The organism is Kluyvera ascorbata ATCC 33433 (assembly GCF_000735365.1).
GTDB lineage: Bacteria > Pseudomonadota > Gammaproteobacteria > Enterobacterales > Enterobacteriaceae > Kluyvera > Kluyvera ascorbata.
Genome location: NZ_JMPL01000012.1, coordinates 24,312 through 48,191 on the forward strand (window position 1 = coordinate 24,312; position 23,880 = coordinate 48,191).

Sequence of the window (23,880 nt, forward strand, 5' to 3'; positions counted from 1 at the left end):
CATTTCCTTATTAATCTATCCGGAGGCGACAATGCCTACCAGAACAGGAAAACAGCACGACATTTTCATGGGGAGGAAGCTCCTCCCCAACGAATTAACGCAATACCATCAACAACGCCAGCACCACCACGGCACCGATGCTCATTGACGCAACATACCAGCGCAGGTACCCGTTCTCGCTCAGCACCAGGCCTTTGCCTGCGAAGCGGGAGAGGATAGCGGGAATGTTCATCAAGGCATTGAGCGGGTCGCGCTTCAGCAGCCAGGCGATGCCAAGGAACGGCTTCACGAACACCTTGTCGTACAGCCAGTCAAAGCCCCAGGCGTTATACCACCAGGTCCCCAGCAGACGGCCAGGCGCGCTGTTGGCGATGGAGGTCACCAACGTGCGTTTGCCCAGCCACAGCCATGCGGCAATCAGGATACCGGCAATCGCTACCACACCTGACGTGATTTCCAGCGTCAGCACGCGGCCATGTTCCAGTTCAGTCGTCGCCGGCAGTACGCCGTGCAGCGGTGGCACAATCAGCGCGCCGATAAAGGTCGACAGGATCATCAGCACAATCAGCGGCAGGTGGTGGGTAATCCCCTTCCCTGCGTGCGCGTGGATCTGCTCTTTACCGTGGAAGACGATGAAGATCATACGGAAGGTATAGAGCGAGGTCATGAACGCACCGACCAGGCCCGCTACCATCAGATTGATATGACCGTTGGCCATCGCACCGGCAAGGATTTCGTCTTTACTGAAGAAGCCCGCGGTAATCAGCGGCAGCGCGGAGAGCGCGGCACCACCGACTAGGAAGCAGGCGTACACCAGCGGAATCGACTTACGCAGGCCACCCATCTTGAAGATGTTCTGTTCATGATGGCAGGCCAGAATCACCGAGCCGGACGCCAGGAACAGCAGCGCTTTGAAGAACGCGTGAGTCATCAGGTGGAAAATCGCCGCATCCCACGCCTGTACGCCAAGCGCCAGGAACATGTAGCCAATCTGGCTCATGGTGGAGTAAGCAAGAACGCGTTTGATGTCGGTTTGTACCAGCGCGGCAAAGCCTGCCAGCACCAGCGTGACCGCCCCAACAATACCGACCAGATGCAGCACTTCCGGCGTCAGCAGGAACAGGCCGTGCGTACGCGCAATCAGGTAAACGCCGGCGGTGACCATGGTCGCCGCGTGGATCAGCGCAGATACTGGGGTTGGGCCAGCCATCGCGTCTGCAAGCCAGGTCTGCAACGGCAGCTGCGCGGATTTACCAACCGCACCGCCCAGCAGCATCAGGGTTGCCCACATCAGCATGTTGTTGCCTGCCGCGAAGTGCGCCGGCGCCAGTTCAACCATTTCGCGGAAGTTCAGCGTGCCCAGCTCGTTGTAGAGAATGAACAGCGCGAACGCCAGGAATACGTCACCGACACGGGTCACAACGAAGGCTTTCATTGCCGCTGCGCCATTCTTCGGATCGGTGTAGTAGAAACCGATCAGCAGATAGGAGCACAGGCCCACGCCTTCCCAGCCGAGGTACATCAACAGCAGGTTATCGGCCAGCACCAGAACGACCATGCTCGCGATAAACAGGTTGGTGTAGGCGAAGAAGCGAGAGTAGCCCTCTTCACCGCGCATATACCAGGAGGCGAACATGTGGATCAGGAAGCCCACGCCGGTTACCACGGAGAGCATGGTCAGCGACAGGCCGTCCAGCACCAGGTTGAAACCGATGTTGAAATCACCGACGGACATCCACGTCCACAGCGGCAGGCTGAACGCCTGCTTGCCGTTGGCGAAGAAGTCGACGCCTGCGTACGCGGTCACCAGCGCCGACAGACCAATCGACCCCATCCCTACGGTGGCGGCCAGGTTTTCTGACCAGCGCCCACGGGAGAAGGCCAGCAGAACGAAACCAATGAACGGGAAAATAATGGTTAAGGCAAGCATGTTCATCCGCGCAACTCACTTACTGAATCGATGTTCAGGTTCTGGCGGCGACGATGGAGCTGCAGCAGCAGCGCCAGGCCAATACTCGCTTCCGCAGCGGCAAGCGTAATGGCGAGGATATACATCACCTGACCGTCGGTCTGGCCCCAGTAACTGCCGGCGACCACGAAGGCCAGCGCGGCGGCGTTAATCATAATTTCCAGCCCAATCAGCATAAACAGCAGGTTGCGGCGGATAACCAGACCGGTTAAACCCAGCACGAATAAAATCGCCGCGAGGATCAGCCCATGTTGTAAAGGAATCATGCGTGTTCCTCCGTTTTCCTTTTCGCGCTATCGCCAGCACGGTTGCTCAGCACTTCGCCCATGCGGTCTTCACGACCGATATGGAAGGCCACAACCAGGCCCGCCAGCAGCAGCATCGATGCCAGTTCAACCGCCAGCACGTACGGCCCGAACAGGGCGATACCGACTTCTTTCGCACTGATAGCGTTACCTTCAATGCCCTGGTCATTCAGGCCCATGATGGCGTACACCATCACCGCCAGCAGCACGGCGGACAGTACCGCCGGGCCAATCCAGATTTGCGGCTTCAGCCACTGACGTTCTTGAGCAACTTCAGCGCCGCCCAGGTTCAGCATCATCACCACGAAGACGAACAGCACCATGATGGCGCCCGCATAAACGATGATCTCCAGCGCCCCGGCGAAGTACGCGCCCAGCGAGAAGAACACCCCGGCGATAGCCAGCAGCGAGACAATCAGATACAGCAGCGCGTGTACCGGGTTAGTGTGCGTAATCACTCGCAGGGTCGCGAGGACAGCAATCAGGCCACAGATATAAAAAGCGAATTCCATTGCCCCTCTCCTTACGGTAACAGGCTCTTGACGTCGATAGGCTTAGCTTCGTTCTCTGCTTCGCCCTTATCTTTGCCGTCGATTGCCATACCCGCCATCCGGTAGAAGTTATATTCCGGGTATTTGCCCGGACCGGAAATCAGCAGATCCTCTTTTTCGTACACCAGATCCTGACGCTTGTATTCACCCAGTTCGAAGTCCGGGGTCAACTGAATCGCCGTGGTCGGGCACGCTTCTTCGCACAGACCGCAGAAAATGCAGCGTGAGAAGTTAATGCGGAAAAACTCCGGATACCAGCGGCCGTCTTTGGTCTCTGCTTTCTGCAGAGAGATACAGCCAACCGGACAGGCTACCGCGCAAAGGTTACAGGCAACGCAGCGCTCTTCGCCGTCCGGATCGCGCGTCAGCACGATACGGCCACGATAGCGCGGCGGCAGGTAGACCGGCTCTTCCGGGTACATCTGCGTTTCGCGTTTGGCGAACGCATGCAGGCCGATCATCCAGATACTGCGTACCTGGGTGCCGAAGCCTACGAGTAATTCTTTTAAGGTCATGGTCTATAGCCCCTTATGGCTGCTGCCAGAGAATGACAGCCGCCGTTACCAGCAAGTTGATGAGCGTCAGCGGCAGGCATACTTTCCAGCCGAAGGACATTACCTGGTCATAACGAGGACGCGGTAACGACGCACGAATCAAAATGAACATCATCATGAAGAACGCGGTTTTCAGCGCGAACCAGATGAATGGCGGTAAGAACGGGCCTTGCCAGCCACCGAAGAACAGCGTCACGATAAGCGCTGACACGGTGACGATACCGATATACTCACCCACGAAGAACAGACCGAATTTCATACCGGAATATTCGATGTGGTAACCATCGGCCAGTTCCTGCTCGGCTTCCGGTTGGTCAAACGGGTGACGGTGACATACCGCTACGCCCGCAATCGCAAAGGTAATGAAGCCGAAGAACTGAGGAATGACGTTCCACAGGTGAGCCTGGTTATTGACGATGTCGGTCATGTTGAATGAACCGGCCTGCGCCACCACACCCATCAGAGACAGACCCAGGAACACTTCGTAGCTCAGGGTCTGCGCAGACGCACGCATCGCCCCCAGCAAGGAGTATTTGTTGTTGCTCGACCAGCCAGCGAACAGTACCGCGTAGACCGCGAGACCTGCCATCATCAGGAAGAACAGAATCCCGATGTTGAGGTCGGCGACCACCCAGCTTGGGCTGACCGGCACAATGGCGAAGGCCAGCAGCAGCGAGGTGAAGGCGATAACCGGTGCCAGCGTAAAGATCATGCGGTCCGTAAATTTCGGAACCCAGTCCTCTTTAAAGAACATTTTGATCATGTCGGCAACGAGCTGGAGCGAACCGCCCCAGCCCACGCGGTTTGGCCCGTAGCGGTTCTGGAACAGGCCCAGAAGGCGACGTTCGCCGAAGCTCATGAACGCCCCGCAGGTGACAACCACCAGCAGGATGACCACGGCCTTGACGATGCTAAGGAGGATCTCAATCAGATCCGGCGTTAACCAACTCATTGCTGTGCCTCCTGCAGATTTTCAAGACGCGCGCCCGCAAGCACAGGAGCTATGCCCGGCATGCCCATCGGCAAACCAACCTGCCCTGCCACCAGCCCGCTGGAAATCACCAGCGGCAGCGTGACCGTCTGACCATCAAAGCTGAACGCCATTTTCGCGCCTTCGTTTACGCCAAGCGCCGCGGCATCGGCCGGGTTGAGCTTGATATAAGGCTGCGGCATGCGGCTTTGGAACACCGGCGCACGCTGTGACATCTCGTCGCTACCAAACAGATGGTAGTACGGGGCCACGCGCCATTTCCCGGCTTCAGCCTGGAAGCCTGCCGGTACGGTAGTGAAGTAATCCAGACCGTTTGCCGACGCTTCAATCAGACGTACGCCCGGGTCACCGTGACGCAGTTTGCCGCCCACTTCGGCCTGGAACTTGTTCCATGCCTGCGGGGAGTTCCAGCCCGGAGCCCATGCGAATGGGATCTGCGAACGCGGTGCGCCCGGCTGGTTGTTCCCTTCCATGGAGAAGGCGAACATGGTGTCTTTATCCTGCGGCTGACGCGGCTCGTGCACGCTGATATTCGCGCGCATTGCCGTACGGCCGCTGTAACGGTGCGGTTCACGTGCCAGCTTTTGACCACGAATACGGAAGGTCGCGTCCGGCGCGGCATCTTTAATGCCAGCCAGCTGCGGCAGTGCGGCGACGGCAGCGTCAATCACGTGATCCAGCTGGGTCCAGTCAACCTGACGGTTTTCCAGGGTGCTGTGCAGCGAGTGCAGCCAGCGCCAGCTTTCCAGCATGATGGTTTTGCTGTCGTAGTAGCTTGGGTCATACACCTGGAAGAAGCGCTGAGCACGGCCTTCGTTGTTGATGACCGTACCGTCGCTTTCGGCAAAGCTTGCCGCCGAGAGCACCAGGTGTGCATGGTCCATAATCGCCGTACGCTGATGGTCAATCACCATCACCAGCGGGGCTTTATCCAGCGCGGCGTTCACACGGCTAGCAGCCGCATGACGGTGCAGGTCGTTTTCCAGCACGATAACCGCATCGGCAGCGCCGCTTTCCAGCTCGTTCAGCGCGTCATCAAGAGAACCACCGCCAATCATGCCGAGACCAACGCTGTTTACCGCGCGGGCAATCATCGTTACGCCAACGTCAGAACCGCGAGCCTTAAGCGCTTTTGCCACGTTAGCCGCCGCCTGAATCACTTCAGCGCTACCGGCGTTGGTGCCGGAGATAATCAGCGGTTTTTTCGCCCCGGCCAGCGCCTGAACGATCACGTCGATCTTGCCCTGCAGGTCACGATCGATACCGTCAACCGCCGGTGCGTTGTTGTCCAGCGCATGGGCAATCGCGAAGCCTAAACGCGCCTGATCTTCTACCGGTGCGCGGTAGGTCCACGCGGCGATATCATCCAGACGAGTGTCGTCGACGTTGGTGACAAACAGCGGGTGTTTCGCACGCTGGCCGATGTTCAGGATGGCTGCAATCTGCCAGTCAGCCACTTTCTGGGCCGCTGCCATTTCGCGTGCTTTACCTTTCACCGCCTGGCGAACCGCCAGCGCGACGCGAGCGCCGGTCTGGGTAATGTCTTCACCCAGCACCAGTACCGCATCGTAAGATTCGATATCGCGCAGCGCAGGAGTATGAATGCCGCCTTCACGCAGCACTTTCAGCGCCAGCTGCAAACGTTCCTGCTCGCCTTTAGCGATGCCGGTGTAGAAGTTATCCGCACCCACCAGTTCACGCAGCGCGAAGTTGCTTTCAACGCTCGCACGTGGAGAACCGATACCAATCACTTTCTTCGACTGACGCAGAATATCCGCCGCGCCCTGCATCGCCTGTTCGGCGTTGAGGGTGATGAGGTCATCGCCGCGGCGCTGAACCGGCTGACGCGGACGGTCTTTCAGGTTCACATAGCCATAGCCGAAACGACCACGGTCGCAGAGGAAGTAGTGGTTAACGGTGCCGTTGTAGCGGTTTTCGATACGACGCAGTTCGCCATAGCGCTCGCCCGGGCTGGTGTTACAGCCGATGGAGCACTGCTGGCAGATGCTTGGCGCAAACTGCATGTCCCACTTACGGTTGTAGCGCTCGGAGTGCGTCTTATCGGTAAATACGCCGGTCGGGCAAATTTCAACCAGGTTACCGGAGAATTCGCTTTCCAGGGTTCCGTCTTCTGGACGGCCGAAGTAGACGTTGTCGTGCGCGCCGTACACACCAAGATCGGTACCGTCTGCGTAGTCTTTGTAGTAACGCACACAGCGGTAACAGGCGATACAGCGGTTCATTTCGTGAGAGATGAACGGCCCCAGGTCCTGGTTACGGTGGGTACGCTTAGTAAAGCGATAGCGACGGAAGCTATGGCCGGTCATCACGGTCATATCCTGAAGGTGGCAGTTACCGCCCTCTTCACAGACCGGACAATCGTGCGGGTGGTTAGTCATCAACCACTCCACCACGCTCTCGCGGAACTGCTTCGCTTCTGCGTCGTCGATAGAAATAAAGGTGCCGTCGGATGCCGGTGTCATACAGGACATCACCAGGCGGCCACGCGTGTCTTCCGCGTTCTGATATTGCTTCACCGCACACTGGCGGCAAGCACCGACGCTCCCAAGCGCCGGGTGCCAGCAAAAGTATGGAATATCAAGGCCCATAGAGAGACATGCCTGTAGCAGGTTGTCCGCTCCGTTGACCTCGTATTCTTTGCCGTCTACATGAATCGTAGCCATTAGCGTGCTTCCAAATTAAAAAATCGTTACCACTTCTTCATTCAGGCTGCCTCTGCGTTGGCTGCCTGAATGAGTTTGTGGGAATCACCAGCGCGTCTTTAGCAGGTTCGGCTGAATCCCGTTAATTGCATGGGTGTTGCTGAACTGCTGCTTGATGCCTGCTTCGAATTCTTCGCGGAAATATTTAATGGCGCTCTGCAGCGGCTCAACCGCACCAGGCGCATGCGCGCAGAAGGTTTTACCCGGCCCTAAGAATCGACACAGTTGCTCAAGTGTCTCGATGTCGCCAGGCTGGCCTTCACCGCGCTCAAGGGCGCGCATAATTTTGACGCTCCACGGCAAGCCGTCGCGGCATGGCGTACACCAACCGCAGGACTCACGGGCGAAGAACTCTTCCAGGTTACGCACCAGCGGTACCATACCGATCTCGTGGTCGACGGCCATCGCCAGCGCCGTACCCAGACGGCTGCCCGCTTTACCGATGCTTTCAAATTCCATCGGCAGGTCAAGGTGCGATTCGGTCAGGAAGTCAGTCCCTGCGCCGCCCGGCTGCCAGGCCTTAAATTTCAGGCCATCACGCATGCCGCCAGCGTAGTCTTCAAGGATTTCACGCGCGGTGGTGCCAAACGGCAGTTCCCAGACGCCCGGGTTTTTCACGCGCCCGGAGAAGCCCATCAGCTTGGTACCGGCATCTTTACTGGTGGAGATGTTCTGATACCACTCAACGCCGTTGGCCAGAATAGCCGGGACGTTACAGAGGGTTTCCACGTTGTTGACGCAGGTCGGTTTACCCCAAACGCCTGAGCTCGCCGGGAACGGCGGCTTGGAACGTGGGTTAGCACGACGGCCTTCAAGGGAGTTAATCAGCGCGGTTTCTTCACCGCAGATGTAGCGCCCAGCCCCGGTGTGCACGAACAGCTCGAAGTCAAAACCGGTGCCGAGAATGTTTTTCCCGAGCAGGCCCGCTTCGGTAGCTTCCGCAATGGCGCGGCGCAGGTGCTGTGCGGCTTCAATGTATTCACCGCGCAGGAAGATGTACCCGCGATACGCTTTCAGGGCGAACGCGGAGATCAGCATGCCTTCCACCAGCAGGTGCGGCAGCTGTTCCATCAGCAGGCGGTCTTTATAGGTGCCCGGCTCCATTTCATCGGCGTTACACAGCAGGTAACGGATGTTCATGGATTCGTCTTTCGGCATCAGGCTCCACTTCAGACCGGTGGAAAAGCCCGCGCCGCCGCGCCCTTTCAGGCCAGCGTCTTTCACCTGGTTGACGATTTCGTCCGGGGCCATCCCGGAGAGCGCTTTGCGCGCACCGGCATAACCATTTTTCGCCTGATACTCTTCCAACCACACCGGCTGCTTGTCGTCGCGAAGACGCCAGGTCAGCGGATGGGTTTCGGGAGTCAGAATAATATTTTTCATTATTTATACTGCTCCAGCAGGTCAGGAATGGCTTCCGGCGTCAGATGGCTGTGAGTGTCCTCATCAATCATCATGGTCGGCCCCTTGTCGCAGTTGCCCAGGCAGCAGGTCGGCAGCAGGGTGAAGCGACCATCAAAGGTGGTTTGACCCGGTTTGATGTCGAGCTTCTTCTCAATCGCGGCCTGAATGCCCTGATAGCCGGTGATATGACACACCACGCTGTCACAGTAGCGAATCACATGACGGCCAACCGGCTGGCGGAAAATCTGGCTGTAGAAGGTGGCGACACCTTCTACGTCACTCGCCGGAATATCCAGCACTTCGGCTATCGCGTAAATCGCACCGTCCGGCACCCAGCCACGCTGTTTCTGAACGATCTTCAGCGCTTCGATGGACGCCGCACGCGGGTCTTCGTAGTGGTGCTTCTCGTGCTCAATAGCTTCACGCTCTGCCGCACTCAGCTCAAAAGCCTCGGTTTGTGGTTGTTGATTCTCGTGCATAATTAGCGGTCCACGTCTGACATAACAAAATCAATACTACCCAGATAGACGATAAGGTCTGATACCAGGCTGCCACGGATCGCCGACGGAATCTGCTGCAGGTGCGCATAGCTCGGCGTACGGATACGGGTGCGGTAGCTCATGGTGCTGCCGTCGCTGGTCAGGTAGTAACTGTTAATCCCCTTGGTCGCTTCCACCATCTGGAAGGATTCCTGTGCTGGCATAACCGGGCCCCAGGAAACCTGCAGGAAGTGGGTGATCAGGGTTTCGATGTGCTGCAGCGTGCGCTCTTTCGGTGGCGGCGTGGTCAGCGGGTGATCCGCCTTGAACGGGCCTTCCGGCATGTTATCGAGACACTGCTGAAGAATACGCAGGCTCTGGCGCAGCTCTTCCACTTTCAGCATCACGCGGGTGTAGCAGTCAGAAACGCCACCGCCGGTCGGGATTTCGAAGTCGAAGTTTTCATAGCCAGAATATGGACGCCATTTACGCACGTCGAAGCCGATACCGGTGGCACGCAGGCCAGCACCGGTGGTGCCCCACTCCAGCGCTTCTTTCGCGGTATAAGCAGCAACGCCGACGGAGCGGCCTTTCAGAATCGTGTTACGCAGTGCGGCTTTCTCGTAGGAGTCCAGACGCTTCGGCATCCACTCAAGGAATTCACGCAGCAGACGATCCCAGCCACGAGGCAGGTCGTGCGCCACGCCGCCGATGCGGAACCAGGCTGGGTGCATACGGAAACCGGTAATCGCTTCTACCAGGTCATAGATTTTCTGACGGTCGGTAAAGGCGAAGAAGACCGGGGTCATCGCGCCGACGTCCTGAATAAACGTCGAGATGTACAGCAGGTGGCTGTTGATGCGGAACAGTTCGGAGAGCATCACGCGAATCACGTTCACGCGGTCCGGCGTGGTAATACCCGCCAGCTTCTCTACCGCCAGCACGTACGGCATTTCGTTCACGCAGCCGCCGAGGTACTCGATACGGTCGGTGTACGGAATGTAGCTGTGCCAGGACTGACGCTCGCCCATCTTCTCGGCGCCACGGTGGTGATAGCCGATGTCCGGTACGCAGTCGACAATCTCTTCGCCATCAAGCTGCAGGATAATACGGAATGCACCGTGCGCAGATGGGTGGTTCGGGCCGAGGTTGAGGAACATGAAGTCCTCGTTTTCGGTCCCGCGCTTCATACCCCACTCTTCCGGTTTGAAGGTCAGCGCTTCCATTTCCAGATCCTGCTTGGCTTTGGTCAGCTCAAACGGGTCGAATTCGGTGGCGCGCGCCGGGTAGTCTTTGCGCAGCGGATGGCCTTCCCAGGTCGGCGGCATCATGATGCGACGCAGATTCGGGTGGCCGTTAAAGGTAATGCCAAACATTTCCCAGGTTTCACGCTCATACCAGTTGGCGTTCGGGAAAAGTTTGGTGATTGTCGCGACGTTCAGGTCGTTTTCAGACAATGCCACCTTGAGCATGATATCGCGATTGCGGTCTATTGAGATCAGGTGGTAGAAAACGGAAAAGTCCGCGGCAGGTAAACCTTCGCGGTGCGTACGCAGACGTTCGTCCATGCCGTGGAGATCGAAAAGCATGACGTAAGGCTTTGGCAATCTCTTCAGGAAGTCGACAATTTCGAGCAGCTGTTCGCGCTTAACCCAAACAACGGGTATCCCGGTGCGAGTGGCCTGAACGGTAAAAGCATCCGGCCCAAAACGGTTGCGCAACTCGCCGATGACCGGATCATCAAGGTGATCGCGGGTTTGCCATGCGGCTGCGTCTTGCGCGGTTAAATCGGTCATATTGTTCACCATTGCAAAAGGTCCGTGGTGACTGCCGGGGTGGCCTTCGCGCTGTTGTATATTGATTTGCGAAGTCGAAAAGATGCCACCGCCCGCAGGCGCAAATTAAATCTCGTCCGGCGTCCGAAGATTCGTCACAGCAATACGTTCGCCGCGTTTACGCTCGCGTTCCGACTGCATGTTGGCGCGGTAAACGCCCTGATCGCCAACGACCCACGACAGTGGGCGACGTTCTTTACCAATGGATTCCTGCAGCAGCATCAGCGCCTGCATGTAAGCTTCCGGACGCGGAGGGCAGCCTGGAATGTACACGTCGACAGGAATGAATTTATCCACGCCCTGCACGACGGAGTAGATATCGTACATGCCGCCGGAGTTGGCACAGGCGCCCATTGAGATAACCCATTTCGGTTCCAGCATCTGGTCGTACAGTCGCTGAATAACCGGAGCCATCTTGGTGAAGCAGGTACCGGCAACCACCATCAGGTCAGCCTGACGTGGGGACGCTCGCAGTACTTCCGCACCAAAACGCGCAACGTCATGCACCGCAGTGAATGACGTCACCATTTCAACGTAGCAGCAAGAAAGGCCGAAGTTGTAAGGCCAGATTGAGTTCTTACGGCCCCAGTTGACCATGTCGTGAAGCGCGTGTTCGAGTTTCCCCATGTACACGCTTTTGTTCACCTCCTGCTCCAGGGGATCGGTAACAATCTCCTGTTTTTGCAGGGGATAACGGTCGTTCTCACCGTTAGGATCTATGCGGGTGAGCGTATAATCCATCTTATTGCCTCGCTTTTACTGCGTATTACGGTTAGTGACGCTGTCGGATTCTGGGTTAGCCAGCGTGCGGCGAGAACGCGCAGGCGTCCAATCAAGCGCGCCAATGCGAACGAGGTAAACCAGACCGGCCAGCAGCACAAATATGAAAATGGCGGCCTCGATAAAGCCAACCCAACCGCTTTCGCGAATGGACGTTGACCAGGCGTAGAGGTAAAGCGCTTCCACGTCGAAGATGACGAAGAACATGGCGACCAGATAGAACTTCGCCGACAGACGCAAACGTGCGGAGCCAACGGAGTCGATACCCGATTCAAACGGAGTGTTTTTGCTTCTTGCGCGTGCGCGACCACCCAAGTACCAACCGCCGATTAACATCAGGCAGCACAGGCCAATGGCAATGATCAGAAAGATAGCGAATGCCCAATGATGGGCGATGATTTCAGTGGATGTTGACATACACAAAGCTTTACCAAATAGGTAGCATTACCACCTCTGCTCTTACCGGCAGATGGACGCTACATCGATTCATGGGGAGGATTAAAAAACCTACAAACAGCCCAATTCGAAACATAGACCGCAAAATGTTGAGGTTTTTTACTCCTTTCTATAACCTTTTGTCAACTTTAACAAAAGTTTCCTCACATTAATTTACATCAAAAGCATTTCATTAACATTACGTGCCCTTTGATTTGATTCAGCTCAATAGACCCTGCGGTTTACCTGTTGTTGAATCGTGTCCGTTTTGTAGCAATGACAAGAATTACCCTTCTATTTTGACAGGATTTACTAATGATTCCTCCCCCCAATGAGGAGTATTTTCTTGATCTAAGACACGCTTTTGTTAATTCGACCCGAAAAACGGCAACAATCTATCCGTTTTTTTAACATTAGCAGGAGATAAGACTTTAGGTATGATGATAGGATAGTTGAGGGTAAAAATATTTCTAATTACATGATTACTCTCACATTATTAGATTTATTTTTAAACTATCTACGCAGAAGTACGAAAAAAGAACCGCAAACACGCTTTTCATCGTCTACGATTCTTTTTTACATTTACATTTTGTTACTACATTTCAAGCGAATTGTTAATCCAAATCCCTTTCATGTATGAGGGAATTATCTCCCCCTTCAGTGGTATAGCTCCCACCGTTCGGCCAGGGTTCGTACCGCTGCTCCTGGGACTGGAAAATCATCTGCGCCAGCTCGTTTTCACTGGCTACGTTGTAGCTCAGCATATACTCGGTCTCCGGCAGATCGGGCATGCCCTCACCTTTGCCAAGCGCACGCAGATCCGGGCTCATCATTTCAGCCGGTCGGCCGGTGACGCCCAACCCCGCTTTGACCGCCGCGCGAACGGCTGAAAGCGTTGAAGCGACATACGCCAGTCGCCACGCAATGCCGGCGGCATCCAGGGTCTTAATAATCATATCGCGGAACGGACTAGGATCATCCAGCAGTACCAACGGTACCGGCTCTTCCTGGCGCAACGTAAATTCTGCCGCACAGTACCAAAGCGTAGGCGAGGTACGCAGAATCGTCGACTCGAAGCCTTCCAATGGATGAGTCGTCAGCGCCAGATCGATCTCTTTATTGCTTAGCATACTGGCCATCTCGCCATGCCGTTTGACTCGTACGTCAAGCGCCAGCTTCGGATAGGCCGAACTGATGCGGTTTAACAGGAACGGCAAGATGGTATCGGCAGATTCATCAGACGACCCTAAAGTCAGCTGTCCCTGAAGAGAGCTAAACATTAACGATGTGCATGCTTCATCGTTGAAACGCAGGATTTTACGCGCGTAGCCCAGCAGTTGGATGCCATGTTCGGTAAGCAGTTTGTTACGCCCATGACGGGCAAACAGTTCCTTACCCACCAACTGCTCCAGACGCTGCATTTGCTGGCTTACGGCGGATTGGGTACGGCAAACTGCCGCCGCCGCCGCTGCGAAAGTGCTTAGGTCGGCTACAGCAACAAAGGTTCTCAGCAGATCGAGATCGAGATTCAGTATCGGACGATTGGCATTTATCATATTAATCCACTTACAGGTTCGGGGACCGACCTGCCTTATTGATGCTGCACTCAAAAGTTCAGGCAAATCCTTTTAAATCATCTTTCACCAATCATTGACGAATGACTGCCTGATGAGTGTCAGTATTAAATTTTCTGTTACTACCGTGAGCAACAGTTCCTTTTGCAATATATCCTTCGACCCAGAGGCTAATAATCCTTTTCACCCTGATAACCGTCTCGCGTAAGAAGTTGTAGGTAGCGACATCGCGATAATGCTTCAGAGAGAAAACAGGACTTATAAAAGAAGCCAATAAATCCAATGAATAACATCAAGTTATGATATCAATCTTGATAATCATCAACAAAAACTGCTAATGGGAGTCTGACGCTCTTTTCCATATTAACTGAAAACCATAGAATTTATAAGCCTAAATAAGATCTATCTCAATAACGAAAAAGGTTTAGAATCAAAACAATTTAAGAAAACTAACAAATCACCGGCATTACTTTTCAAAATATAAGAAAATATTAATATTGATCATAAGCCATCCTTAACATCAACTTCACAAAAATGAGTATCATCTCTAATCCTTATTCGTCATTATTTAATTAAAAATTAAAAATGTTGAAGAATGCTTAAAGTATATCCAGCAATATTAGCACCTAAGCTAAACCATTTTCTTTTTAACAGCGATAAAAGCTGCATATTGCCGCAGCAGCAGTGATTTAATCTATTGAACAATAAATTAACAAAACATCACGCAACGATAGTCACCAAAGAGTGGCGAAAAAGAATGTACCAACAACGAAGGAAGCACGAAATCTTCTACTGTTAACCCTTCAAAACCACGGGGATGCGGAGTACATTGTTCCGTGCTGACTTCCACGGCAGGGAGTGGCAATAACAGCTAAAAAGGTTAAAGGTTCATGTCTCCGATTGAAAAATCCAGCAAGTTAGACAACGTTTGTTACGACATTCGTGGCCCGGTTCTTAAAGAGGCAAAACGCCTTGAAGAAGAAGGCAATAAAGTTCTCAAACTTAACATCGGTAACCCAGCACCTTTCGGGTTTGACGCGCCGGATGAGATTCTGGTCGACGTGATCCGCAACCTGCCTACCGCACAGGGTTACTGCGACTCCAAAGGGCTGTACTCCGCCCGTAAAGCCATCATGCAGCACTACCAGGCACGCGGCATGCGCGACGTGACGGTAGAAGACATTTACATCGGCAACGGCGTATCTGAACTTATCGTCCAGGCGATGCAGGCACTGCTGAACAGCGGTGACGAAATGCTGGTTCCCGCACCGGATTATCCTCTGTGGACGGCAGCGGTGTCCCTCTCCAGCGGCAAAGCGGTGCACTACCTGTGCGATGAATCCGCCGACTGGTTCCCGGACTTAGACGATATTCGCGCCAAAATTACCCCACGTACCCGCGGGATTGTCATCATTAACCCGAACAACCCAACCGGCGCAGTGTATTCCAAAGAGCTGCTACTGGAGATTGTTGAGATCGCCCGCGAGCACAACCTGATAATCTTCGCCGATGAAATCTACGACAAGATCCTCTACGACGAAGCCCAGCATCATTCGATCGCGGCGTTAGCGCCGGATCTGCTGACCATTACCTTTAACGGTTTGTCCAAAACCTACCGTGTCGCCGGTTTCCGTCAGGGCTGGATGGTGCTGAACGGACCTAAAAAACATGCTAAAGGCTATATTGAGGGGCTGGAAATGCTGGCGTCCATGCGTCTGTGCGCCAACGTCCCGGCACAGCACGCTATTCAGACTGCGTTAGGTGGCTATCAGAGCATTAGCGAATTCATCATGCCGGGCGGTCGTCTGTACGAGCAGCGCAACCGTGCGTGGGAGCTTATCAATGAAATCCCTGGCGTCTCCTGCGTGAAACCAAAGGGTGCGTTGTATATGTTCCCGAAAATTGATGCTAAACGTTTTAACATTCATGACGATCAGCGCATGGTGCTGGACTTCCTGCTACAGGAAAAAGTACTGCTGGTTCAAGGTACCGCCTTTAACTGGCCGTGGCCGGATCACGTGCGTATCGTGACCCTGCCGCGTGAAGACGATCTGGAAATGGCGATTACCCGCTTTGGCCGCTTCCTGTCTGGCTACCATCAGCTTTAATGCGGCTCATGACCGCTGGAATTTGCATCCGGCGGTCATCTCTGCGCACAATGCCTTTACTGTTGTTAACGCGTAAGGGTTGTTATGAATCAGAGTCATTTTTTTGCCCACCTCTCCCGCCTCAAGTTAATCAACCGCTGGCCGCTGATGCGCAATGTGCGCACCGAAAACGTCTCTGAACACAGTCTGCAGGTTGCCATGGTCGCCCATGCCCTCGCGGCGATTAAAAACCGTAAATTCAATGGTCAGGTTAATGCCGAACGCATTGCGCTGCTGGCGATGTATCACGACGCCTCTGAGGTGTTAACCGGCGATCTGCCTACCCCGGTAAAGTATTTCAATTCGCAGATTGCGCAGGAATACAAAGCCATCGAGAAAATCGCCCAGCAGAAGCTTATCGATATGGTGCCGGAAGAGCTGCACGATATTTTTGCGCCGCTTATCGACGAGCATCAGAGCAGCGATGAAGAAAAAGCGATCGTGAAACAGGCTGACGCGCTGTGTGCTTATCTGAAGTGTCTGGAGGAGTTGTCGGCGGGAAACAACGAATTCCTGCTGGCAAAAGGCCGTCTGGAGAAGACGCTGGCCTCACGCCGCAGCGAGGAGATGGACTACTTTATGGCGGTGTTTGTGCCGAGCTTCCATCTTTCGCTCGATGAAATAAGCCAGGATTCACCGCTGTAATTGTCTACGTTCCCGGCGTCGCTGCGCTCGACCTGGCTACCTTCAACTTGTAGCCCGGCCCGCCGGTGAGCCTCAGAACGGGAACAAAATCGGAATCAGCACCACGCAGACAATCATCACCAGCACGGTAAACGGCACGCCGATTTTGACGAAATCGCTGAAGCTGTATTTCCCCGGCCCCAGCACCAGCGTATTCACCGGAGAGGAAACCGGCGTCATAAACGCCGCGGATGCGGCCATCGCGACCACCATCGCAAACGGATAGGGCGACACGCCCATCGTTTTTGCCGTGGCCAGCGCAATAGGCGCCATCAGTACCGCCGTCGCCGTATTCGAGATAAACAGGCCAATCGCCGCGCACATCACGAACAGACAGCCGAGCATCAGATAAGGCCCCTGCCCGCCGCCGATATCCATCAGCCCTTTCACAATCAGATCCACACCGCCGGTTTTTTGCAGCGCGAGGGCGAACGGCATCATGCCGACAATCAAAATAATGCTCGGCCAATGAATCGATTTGTAGGCGCTCTGGGCATCAATACAGCGGAATTTCCCCATCAACAGGCAGGCGATGATCGCCGCAATGGGATTGGGAATTTCATCAGTCAGCATCAGCGCGACCATCAGAACCAGGCAGAAGATCGCGTGAGGCGCCTGGCTGTGAGCCGGGGAAGCATCGCTCACCTCGACGGGAAGATTCAGCACCACGAAGTCGCGGCCGTTTTGCCCCAGTTGGCTAATTAATTTCCAGTTGCCCACCACCAGCACGATATCACCAAGCTGCAATGGCTCATCAACCACCGAGCCGTCCAGCGCCTCGCCGTCGCGTTTCATGCCGACCACGTTCAGGCCATAGCGGGTACGGAAGCCCATTTCACGCACGGTTTTCCCCAGCAGCTCCGACTCCGGGATAAGCGACACTTCCGCCATGCCGACATCAAGCGCCTGGTCAGAGAAGTATTCACCGCGCAGCACCATCGGCTCCAGCAGCTGCTCGCTGCAGAACTGGCGCAGGTCAATTTCCGCGGCGGACATATCAATCAGCAGCACGTCGCGGGCGCGAAATTCAGAGACCCCGTTCACGTTCACAATCACCCGCCGAAAACGACGCCAGCGCTCCACGCCGATAATGTTAGCGCCGTAGCGTTCACGCAGTTTCATGTCGTCCAGACGCTGGCCAATCATCGGGGAGCCGGGGCGAATAGCGAGGCGGCGCGCGCGGCCGGTAAGATGATAGTCACGAATCAGATCGCGGAAAGTACTACGCTTGCGGCCATCGCGCGTCAGGTTGCCTTCATCGCCTTTAAGCATAAAGCGCATCACCAGCATATAAAGAACGCCGAGCACCAATACCACCAAACCTATTGGCGTGACGCTGAAGAAGCTAAACCCCTCCAGCCCTTCGCGGATAAGCTCACTGTTGATAACCAGGTTGGGCGGTGTAGCCACAAGCGTCATCATGCCGCTAATCAAGCCGGCAAAGCTGAGCGGCATCATCAGACGTGAAGGCGAAATATTCATGCGTGCCGAGACGCTAAGCACCACCGGGATAAAAATCGCCACGACCCCCGTCGAGCTCATGAATGCGCCAAGCCCGGCCACAGTCAGCATCAGGAAGACCAGCATTTTGGTTTCACTGCTGCCTGCCGCTTGTACCAGCCAGGACCCCATGTTGGTTGCCACGCCGGTTCGCACCAGCCCATCGCCGATGATAAACAGTGCGGCAATCAGAATGACGTTAGGATCGCTGAAGCCAGAAAAAGCTTCACTCAGCGTGAGCGTACCACTAAGAACAAAAGCGACAATAATGCCCAAAGCAATCGCATCCATGCGTACTTTGCCGGTGGCAAACAGCACAACCGCAATCGCTAACAGACAGAGCACCCAAATCAGTTCACCGTTCACAACATTTCCTTGTCATCAGATAATCGGTAAGGTTTTCAACTATAAGGCGTTGACCATAGTGACAGAAAAAAGCCCCAACGGTGTGGGGCTAAATCATAAGATCATGCATTCTGCGTGACGTTGATGGTGCCATCCGGCAGTTTCTCAACGCATAACGTCGCAAGCGTAGAGAGCACAAAATCAACTTCGCGCAGTTCAGGCGTTTCCGGTGGCACGTTGACGGCCGCCACATGACAACCGGCCGCCAGACCCGACTGCACGCCAGCCTGCGCATCTTCAACCACCAGACAATCCCGTGCAGCGATACCCAGCAGCTCAGCGCCTAAAAGATAAGCATCCGGCTGCGGTTTACCGCGCTTGACCTGTTCGGCGGTGACAAACACTGCCGGTTGCGGCAGACCCGCAGCGCGGTGACGCGCATGGGCTACGGGAATAGAGCCCGAGGTGACAATCGCCCATGGAATTGCGTTAGCTTCCAGATGTTCCAGCAGCTCAAGAGCCCCCGGCAGAGCCTGGATTCCGTCAAGGTCGGTCGCTTCAATATGCTCCAGGCGCAGAAACTCAGCCTGAATTTCCGCTTCCGACTTGCCCGGCATAAAGTGGCGCAGCGTGGTGATGGCCTGCTTACCGTGAATAAAATCCAGCACCGCCTGTGGGTCTACGCCATAGCTTTCGGCCCAGAACTGCCAGGAACGTTCCACCACCGGCAGCGAATCAACCAGCGTGCCGTCCAGATCGAACAGGAAACCTTTACACTGCACGTCGGTCTCCTTAGGCATTGATTATCTGATTGATTTCGTTGCTGCTCAGATGATACTGGCGCGGGCAGCCGTGCCAGACGTTCAGCATGCGCTGGTATTTGTCCCACATCGGGGTCTGCGCGTTGAAGCCGTGGGTGCCCGCATCGAAGTGGGTATAACGACCTTCAACGTTGACCATAAAGCGCACATAGCCGAGGAAACGCGCTTCGGTAGCCGCATCAAAGCCGAGGAAGGTGACGCGGCGTTCATCGATGGTATCGGCGTCTTTCAGGTTGGTCCAGGAGACGTGCAGCGCGTGGTACATCTCCATAATGTCGATAACAATACGACAGGTCTCTTCTTTGAGCTCCCCAAATTCCCTGTCCAGTTCACGCATCTGCAAACCATAACCACGTTCGATAATGGTCTGCAAGCGGCGGTAGCGCTCAGCGTTGTCGGGATCAAGCATAGTCATCATCTTGTACTGATTAGACAAAATCAGACGTTGAGCATGGGTCATTTCCATTCTTCGACTCCTGTTGCGCTTTGCAGCATAAAAAAAGACACAATGTTTGTGTCTTCTTTTATATGCGTTTTTCGCCCTCAATTACAAATCATCGAGGAAAGTTTTATCCAGTTGTTTGAAGGCGCGCTTAAGCGTGTCAGCTAGCGCCTGATAATCCGGCTTGCCTTCAACCGGCGCCAGCGCCTGCCCCGCCTCCTGCAGCTTGCCACGCACTTCATAAAACCACTGTAATATAGAAGGAGGCAACGGCGTGACGGAACGTTTACCCAACCACCACAGCCCCTGCATCGGCAGGCTAAGCGCAAATAACGCGGTGGCGACCGCCGGGCCAAGCTGCCCACCAAGGGCGATTTGCCAGCACAGCGTAAAAATGGCCAGCGGCGGCATCAGCCGGATGGCATGGCGCGTTGCGTGGATCACGCGGTTTTCAACAAACACCGGCGCGAGACGTTTTTCCAGCGGCCACGTCTTTGCATAATACTGCCCACGGCTAAACAAACTGAAGAAACTAACCGGGCGTTGCTCGGGTGTCGACATGGCTTACCTCAACTTCACACATAAAAATTAAAATATTTTTTAAAACAACAACTGAGTATGACATCGTTCAAAAAATTTTGGCATACACCCTGCAATCGGGTATCCTGTGCCAGCCTGAGATAGCGCGATCCTATACGCTCCGGCATATCAAATTATCGCATATTCTGCCATTGGCGGAAAATTATGCAAAATGACTTAGAATCAATATGTATTTCTTAGATCATGCCTGAAAAGTGTTCTGGGCATGATGTTAATCATAAATGTCGATGTCATCCTGCGCTACGCTTATGACTCTTTGACGTTTTTTTAGCCACGTATCATAAATAGGTACTTCCATGTCGAGTAAGTTAGTACTGGTTCTGAACTGCGGTAGCTCCTCCCTGAAATTTGCCATCATTGATGCAGTGAACGGTGAAGAATACCTCTCTGGTTTAGCCGAATGTTTCCATCTTCCAGAAGCACGTATCAAGTGGAAAATGGATGGCGGTAAACAAGAGGCCGCTTTAGGTGCAGGCGCCGCTCACAGTGAAGCGCTGAACTTCATCGTTAATACTATTCTGGCACAAAAACCAGAACTGTCCGCTCAGCTGACCGCAATCGGCCACCGTATCGTACACGGCGGCGAGAAGTACACCAGCTCCGTTGTGATCGACGATTCCGTTATCCAGGGTATCAAAGACTCTGCGTCCTTCGCACCGCTGCACAACCCGGCTCACCTGATCGGTATCGCTGAAGCGCTGAAATCCTTCCCTAACCTGAAAGACAAGAACGTTGCTGTGTTCGACACCGCGTTCCATCAGACCATGCCGGAAGAATCTTACCTTTATGCTCTGCCGTACAGCCTGTACAAAGAGCACGGCGTTCGTCGCTACGGCGCACACGGCACCAGCCACTTCTATGTGACTCAGGAAGCCGCTAAAGTACTGAACAAGCCGGTTGAAGAAGTGAACATCATCACTTGCCACCTGGGCAACGGCGGTTCTGTATCTGCTATTCGTAACGGTAAATGCGTTGATACCTCCATGGGTCTGACCCCGCTGGAAGGCCTGGTCATGGGTACTCGCTCTGGCGACATCGACCCGGCAATCATTTTCCACCTGCATGACACTCTGGGCATGAGCATCGACCAGATCAACAAGATGCTGACCAAAGAGTCCGGCCTGCTGGGTCTGACCGAAGTGACCAGCGACTGTCGTTATGTAGAAGACAACTACAAAGAAAAAGCTGACGCTAAACGTGCAATGGACGTTTACTGCCACCGTCTGGCGAAATACATCGGTTCTTACACTGCACTGATGGAAGGTCGTCTGGACGCGGTTATCTTCACCGGTGGTATCGGTGAAAACGCCGCAATGGTTCGCGAACTGTCCCTGGGCAAACTGGGCGTTCTGGGCTTCGAAGTTGATCACGAACGTAACCTGGCTGCCCGTTTCGGCAAGTCTGGCTTCATCAACAAAGAAGGCACCCGTCCTGCCATCGTTATCCCGACCAACGAAGAACTGGTCATCGCACAAGACGCGAGCCGTCTGACTGCCTAATATCACACCGCCAGCCTAGCTGGCGGTGCTGTTTTGTATCCCGCCTGAAACTGGCGGTAACGAAAGAGGATAAACCGTGTCCCGTATTATTATGCTGATCCCTACCGGAACCAGCGTCGGCCTGACCAGCGTCAGCCTTGGCGTTATCCGTGCTATGGAACGCAAAGGCGTTCGTCTGAGCGTCTTTAAGCCAATCGCTCAGCCGCGCACCGGTGGCGATGCACCTGACCAGACGACCACTATCGTTCGCGCTAACTCATCTACCACCACAGCAGCTGAACCGCTGAAGATGAGCCACGTAGAAGCCCTGCTCTCCAGCAATCAGAAAGATGTGCTGATGGAAGAGATCATCGCTAACTACCACGCTAACACCAAAGATGCTGAAGTGGTTCTGGTTGAAGGCCTGGTCCCAACCCGTAAGCATCAGTTTGCTCAGTCTCTGAACTACGAAATCGCGAAAACGCTGAACGCAGAAATCGTCTTCGTCATGTCTCAGGGTACCGATACCCCAGAACAGCTGAACGAGCGCATTGAACTGACTCGCAACAGCTTCGGTGGCGCGAAAAATACCAACATCACCGGCGTTATCGTTAACAAACTGAACGCACCGGTTGATGAACAGGGCCGTACTCGCCCGGATCTGTCCGAGATCTTCGACGACTCTTCCAAAGCGAAAGTGGTTAAAATCGATGCCGATCAGCTGAAAACCACCAGCACCCTGCCTGTTCTCGGCGCGGTACCATGGAGCTTTGACCTGATCGCGACTCGTGCTATCGATATGGCACGTCACCTGAATGCGACCGTGATCAACGAAGGCGACATCAATACTCGCCGCGTGAAATCCGTCACCTTCTGCGCACGCAGCATCCCGCACATGCTGGAGCACTTCCGTGCAGGTTCCCTGCTGGTGACTTCCGCAGACCGTCCTGACGTTCTGGTTGCAGCGTGCCTCGCCGCCATGAACGGCGTGGAAATCGGTGCCCTGCTGCTGACCGGCGGCTACGAAATGGACGCGCGCATCACTAAACTGTGCGAACGTGCATTCGAAACCGGCCTGCCGGTATTCATGGTGAACACCAACACCTGGCAGACCTCTCTGAGCCTGCAGAGCTTCAACCTGGAAGTTCCAGTTGATGACCGCGAGCGCATCGAGAAAGTTCAGGAATACGTAGCAAACTTTATCAATCCAGAGTGGATCGATTCCCTGACTGCGACCTCTGAACACAGCCGTCGCCTGTCTCCACCAGCGTTCCGCTACCAGCTGACCGAGCTGGCACGTAAAGCAGGCAAACGCGTTGTTCTGCCGGAAGGCGACGAACCACGTACCGTTAAAGCGGCTGCTATCTGTGCTGAACGCGGTATTGCAACCTGCGTGCTGCTGGGTAACCCAGACGAGATCACCCGTGTTGCAGCGTCTCAGGGCGTTGAACTGGGCGCTGGCGTTGAAATCGTTGACCCAGAAGTGGTTCGCGAAAGCTACGTTGCTCGCCTGGTCGAACTGCGTAAGAACAAAGGTATGACCGAAACCGTTGCCCGCGAACAGCTGGAAGACAACGTGGTTCTCGGTACCCTGATGCTGGAACAAGACGACGTTGACGGTCTGGTTTCCGGTGCGGTCCACACGACTGCGAACACCATTCGTCCGCCGCTGCAGCTTATCAAAACTGCACCGGGCAGCTCTCTGGTGTCTTCCGTGTTCTTCATGCTGCTGCCAGAACAGGTTTACGTTTACGGCGACTGCGCAATCAACCCGGATCCAACCGCAGAACAGCTGGCAGAAATCGCTATTCAGTCCGCTGAATCCGCGATTGCCTTCGGTATCGAACCGCGCGTTGCGATGCTCTCCTACTCCACCGGTACCTCTGGTGCAGGTAGCGACGTAGAGAAAGTACGTGAAGCGACTCGTCTGGCACAGGAAAAACGTCCTGACCTGATGATCGACGGCCCGCTGCAGTACGATGCTGCGGTAATGGCTGACGTTGCGAAATCCAAAGCGCCGAACTCTCCGGTTGCAGGTCGCGCTACCGTGTTCATCTTCCCGGATCTGAACACCGGTAACACCACCTACAAAGCGGTACAGCGTTCTGCCGACCTGATCTCCATCGGGCCGATGCTGCAGGGTATGCGCAAGCCGGTGAACGACCTGTCTCGTGGTGCGCTAGTAGACGATATCGTCTACACCATCGCTCTGACCGCGATCCAGTCTTCACAGCAACAGCACTAATCTTACCGTTGTAAAAAA

General features: G+C 54.7%; 20 protein-coding genes. 4 read left to right on the plus strand and 16 right to left on the minus strand.

The annotated features are described in order from the left end of the window. Window positions 1–94 precede the first annotated feature (94 nt). The 12 genes from nuoL to lrhA all read right to left on the minus strand — a co-directional run bounded on the left by nuoL (window position 95) and on the right by lrhA (window position 13,582). Window positions 95–1,936, minus strand: a complete 1,842-nt coding sequence (gene nuoL, locus GKAS_RS05325) for an NADH-quinone oxidoreductase subunit L (protein WP_035892476.1) — start codon at window positions 1,934–1,936, stop codon at window positions 95–97. Then, a complete protein-coding gene (gene nuoK / locus GKAS_RS05330) occupies window positions 1,933–2,235 on the minus strand; it encodes an NADH-quinone oxidoreductase subunit NuoK (RefSeq protein ID WP_035892477.1) in 303 nt (100 codons plus the stop codon). Before nuoK ends, nuoL begins: the two co-directional genes overlap by 4 nt. Beyond that, a complete protein-coding gene (gene nuoJ, locus GKAS_RS05335) occupies window positions 2,232–2,786 on the minus strand; it encodes an NADH-quinone oxidoreductase subunit J (RefSeq protein WP_035892478.1) in 555 nt (184 codons plus the stop codon). Before nuoJ ends, nuoK begins: the two co-directional genes overlap by 4 nt. Window positions 2,787–2,797: 11 nt before the next feature. Then, on the minus strand, window positions 2,798–3,340 hold the full coding sequence (nuoI, locus tag GKAS_RS05340) for an NADH-quinone oxidoreductase subunit NuoI (RefSeq protein ID WP_000172742.1): 543 nt from the start codon (window positions 3,338–3,340) through the stop codon (window positions 2,798–2,800). A 13-nt stretch (window positions 3,341–3,353) separates the two neighbouring features. Beyond that, a complete protein-coding gene (gene nuoH, locus GKAS_RS05345) occupies window positions 3,354–4,331 on the minus strand; it encodes an NADH-quinone oxidoreductase subunit NuoH (protein WP_035892479.1) in 978 nt (325 codons plus the stop codon). Next, window positions 4,328–7,054 carry an NADH-quinone oxidoreductase subunit NuoG gene (nuoG, locus tag GKAS_RS05350; protein ID WP_035892480.1) on the minus strand — a complete coding sequence of 909 codons (2,727 nt, stop codon included), beginning with the start codon at window positions 7,052–7,054 and terminating at the stop codon, window positions 4,328–4,330. The genes nuoH and nuoG overlap by 4 nt, the downstream gene beginning before the upstream one ends. Window positions 7,055–7,138: 84 nt before the next feature. Beyond that, a complete protein-coding gene (gene nuoF / locus GKAS_RS05355) occupies window positions 7,139–8,476 on the minus strand; it encodes an NADH-quinone oxidoreductase subunit NuoF (RefSeq protein ID WP_035892481.1) in 1,338 nt (445 codons plus the stop codon). Further along, window positions 8,476–8,976 (minus strand): NADH-quinone oxidoreductase subunit NuoE, encoded by a 501-nt coding sequence (nuoE, locus tag GKAS_RS05360; RefSeq protein WP_035892483.1) that lies wholly within the window; start codon window positions 8,974–8,976, stop codon window positions 8,476–8,478. Before nuoE ends, nuoF begins: the two co-directional genes overlap by 1 nt. Window positions 8,977–8,978: 2 nt before the next feature. Next, the gene (gene nuoC / locus GKAS_RS05365; protein WP_115073849.1) at window positions 8,979–10,784 is read right to left on the minus strand and encodes an NADH-quinone oxidoreductase subunit C/D; all 1,806 of its coding nucleotides are present in this window, start codon (window positions 10,782–10,784) and stop codon (window positions 8,979–8,981) included. A 93-nt stretch (window positions 10,785–10,877) separates the two neighbouring features. Next, window positions 10,878–11,552, minus strand: coding sequence for an NADH-quinone oxidoreductase subunit NuoB (gene nuoB / locus GKAS_RS05370; protein WP_002913178.1), 675 nt, complete (start codon window positions 11,550–11,552; stop codon window positions 10,878–10,880). Window positions 11,553–11,567: 15 nt separating this feature from the next. After that, window positions 11,568–12,014, minus strand: coding sequence for an NADH-quinone oxidoreductase subunit NuoA (gene nuoA, locus GKAS_RS05375; protein WP_035892484.1), 447 nt, complete (start codon window positions 12,012–12,014; stop codon window positions 11,568–11,570). Between the two features lie 626 nt (window positions 12,015–12,640). Then, window positions 12,641–13,582, minus strand: coding sequence for a transcriptional regulator LrhA (gene lrhA / locus GKAS_RS05380; protein ID WP_035892485.1), 942 nt, complete (start codon window positions 13,580–13,582; stop codon window positions 12,641–12,643). Between the two features lie 908 nt (window positions 13,583–14,490). On the opposite strand from lrhA, the gene alaA reads away from it, so the two are divergent. Both alaA and yfbR read left to right on the plus strand, forming a co-directional pair. Continuing rightward, on the plus strand, window positions 14,491–15,708 hold the full coding sequence (gene alaA / locus GKAS_RS05385) for an alanine transaminase AlaA (RefSeq protein ID WP_035892486.1): 1,218 nt from the start codon (window positions 14,491–14,493) through the stop codon (window positions 15,706–15,708). Between the two features lie 84 nt (window positions 15,709–15,792). Next, the gene (yfbR, locus tag GKAS_RS05390) at window positions 15,793–16,392 is read left to right on the plus strand and encodes a 5'-deoxynucleotidase (protein WP_035892488.1); all 600 of its coding nucleotides are present in this window, start codon (window positions 15,793–15,795) and stop codon (window positions 16,390–16,392) included. A gap of 72 nt (window positions 16,393–16,464) precedes the next feature. Here yfbR and GKAS_RS05395 read toward each other — a convergent pair whose 3' ends face one another. The 4 genes from GKAS_RS05395 to yfbV form a co-directional block, all read right to left on the minus strand. Then, window positions 16,465–18,297, minus strand: a complete 1,833-nt coding sequence (locus GKAS_RS05395) for an SLC13 family permease (protein WP_035892489.1) — start codon at window positions 18,295–18,297, stop codon at window positions 16,465–16,467. A 101-nt stretch (window positions 18,298–18,398) separates the two neighbouring features. Next, window positions 18,399–19,076, minus strand: a complete 678-nt coding sequence (locus GKAS_RS05400) for a sugar phosphatase (RefSeq protein WP_072011354.1) — start codon at window positions 19,074–19,076, stop codon at window positions 18,399–18,401. Continuing rightward, window positions 19,069–19,563, minus strand: coding sequence for a YfbU family protein (locus GKAS_RS05405; RefSeq protein ID WP_035892491.1), 495 nt, complete (start codon window positions 19,561–19,563; stop codon window positions 19,069–19,071). Before GKAS_RS05405 ends, GKAS_RS05400 begins: the two co-directional genes overlap by 8 nt. Window positions 19,564–19,644: 81 nt before the next feature. Then, on the minus strand, window positions 19,645–20,100 hold the full coding sequence (yfbV, locus tag GKAS_RS05410) for a terminus macrodomain insulation protein YfbV (protein ID WP_035892492.1): 456 nt from the start codon (window positions 20,098–20,100) through the stop codon (window positions 19,645–19,647). A gap of 335 nt (window positions 20,101–20,435) precedes the next feature. On the opposite strand from yfbV, the gene ackA reads away from it, so the two are divergent. Both ackA and pta read left to right on the plus strand, forming a co-directional pair. Next, window positions 20,436–21,638 carry an acetate kinase gene (ackA, locus tag GKAS_RS05415; RefSeq protein ID WP_035892493.1) on the plus strand — a complete coding sequence of 401 codons (1,203 nt, stop codon included), beginning with the start codon at window positions 20,436–20,438 and terminating at the stop codon, window positions 21,636–21,638. Window positions 21,639–21,714: 76 nt separating this feature from the next. Continuing rightward, complete coding sequence (pta, locus tag GKAS_RS05420; protein WP_035892496.1) at window positions 21,715–23,862, plus strand: phosphate acetyltransferase; 2,148 nt, start codon at window positions 21,715–21,717, stop codon at window positions 23,860–23,862. The last annotated feature ends 18 nt before the right edge of the window (window positions 23,863–23,880 follow it).

Bases quoted from the DNA above. Each gene is read 5' to 3' on its own strand.
- yfbR (WP_035892488.1), top strand. From the start codon at position 15,793: ATGAATCAGAGTCATTTTTTTGCCCACCTCTCCCGCCTCAAGTTAATC.
- nuoF (WP_035892481.1), bottom strand. From the start codon at position 8,476: ATGAAAAATATTATTCTGACTCCCGAAACCCATCCGCTGACCTGGCGT.
- nuoB (WP_002913178.1), bottom strand. From the start codon at position 11,552: ATGGATTATACGCTCACCCGCATAGATCCTAACGGTGAGAACGACCGT.
- GKAS_RS05405 (WP_035892491.1), bottom strand. From the start codon at position 19,563: ATGGAAATGACCCATGCTCAACGTCTGATTTTGTCTAATCAGTACAAG.
- yfbV (WP_035892492.1), bottom strand. From the start codon at position 20,100: ATGTCGACACCCGAGCAACGCCCGGTTAGTTTCTTCAGTTTGTTTAGC.
- lrhA (WP_035892485.1), bottom strand. From the start codon at position 13,582: ATGATAAATGCCAATCGTCCGATACTGAATCTCGATCTCGATCTGCTG.
- nuoL (WP_035892476.1), bottom strand. From the start codon at position 1,936: ATGAACATGCTTGCCTTAACCATTATTTTCCCGTTCATTGGTTTCGTT.
- nuoG (WP_035892480.1), bottom strand. From the start codon at position 7,054: ATGGCTACGATTCATGTAGACGGCAAAGAATACGAGGTCAACGGAGCG.
- nuoH (WP_035892479.1), bottom strand. From the start codon at position 4,331: ATGAGTTGGTTAACGCCGGATCTGATTGAGATCCTCCTTAGCATCGTC.
- alaA (WP_035892486.1), top strand. From the start codon at position 14,491: ATGTCTCCGATTGAAAAATCCAGCAAGTTAGACAACGTTTGTTACGAC.
- nuoJ (WP_035892478.1), bottom strand. From the start codon at position 2,786: ATGGAATTCGCTTTTTATATCTGTGGCCTGATTGCTGTCCTCGCGACC.
- nuoK (WP_035892477.1), bottom strand. From the start codon at position 2,235: ATGATTCCTTTACAACATGGGCTGATCCTCGCGGCGATTTTATTCGTG.
- ackA (WP_035892493.1), top strand. From the start codon at position 20,436: ATGTCGAGTAAGTTAGTACTGGTTCTGAACTGCGGTAGCTCCTCCCTG.
- nuoC (WP_115073849.1), bottom strand. From the start codon at position 10,784: ATGGTGAACAATATGACCGATTTAACCGCGCAAGACGCAGCCGCATGG.
- nuoI (WP_000172742.1), bottom strand. From the start codon at position 3,340: ATGACCTTAAAAGAATTACTCGTAGGCTTCGGCACCCAGGTACGCAGT.
- nuoE (WP_035892483.1), bottom strand. From the start codon at position 8,976: ATGCACGAGAATCAACAACCACAAACCGAGGCTTTTGAGCTGAGTGCG.
- GKAS_RS05400 (WP_072011354.1), bottom strand. From the start codon at position 19,076: ATGCCTAAGGAGACCGACGTGCAGTGTAAAGGTTTCCTGTTCGATCTG.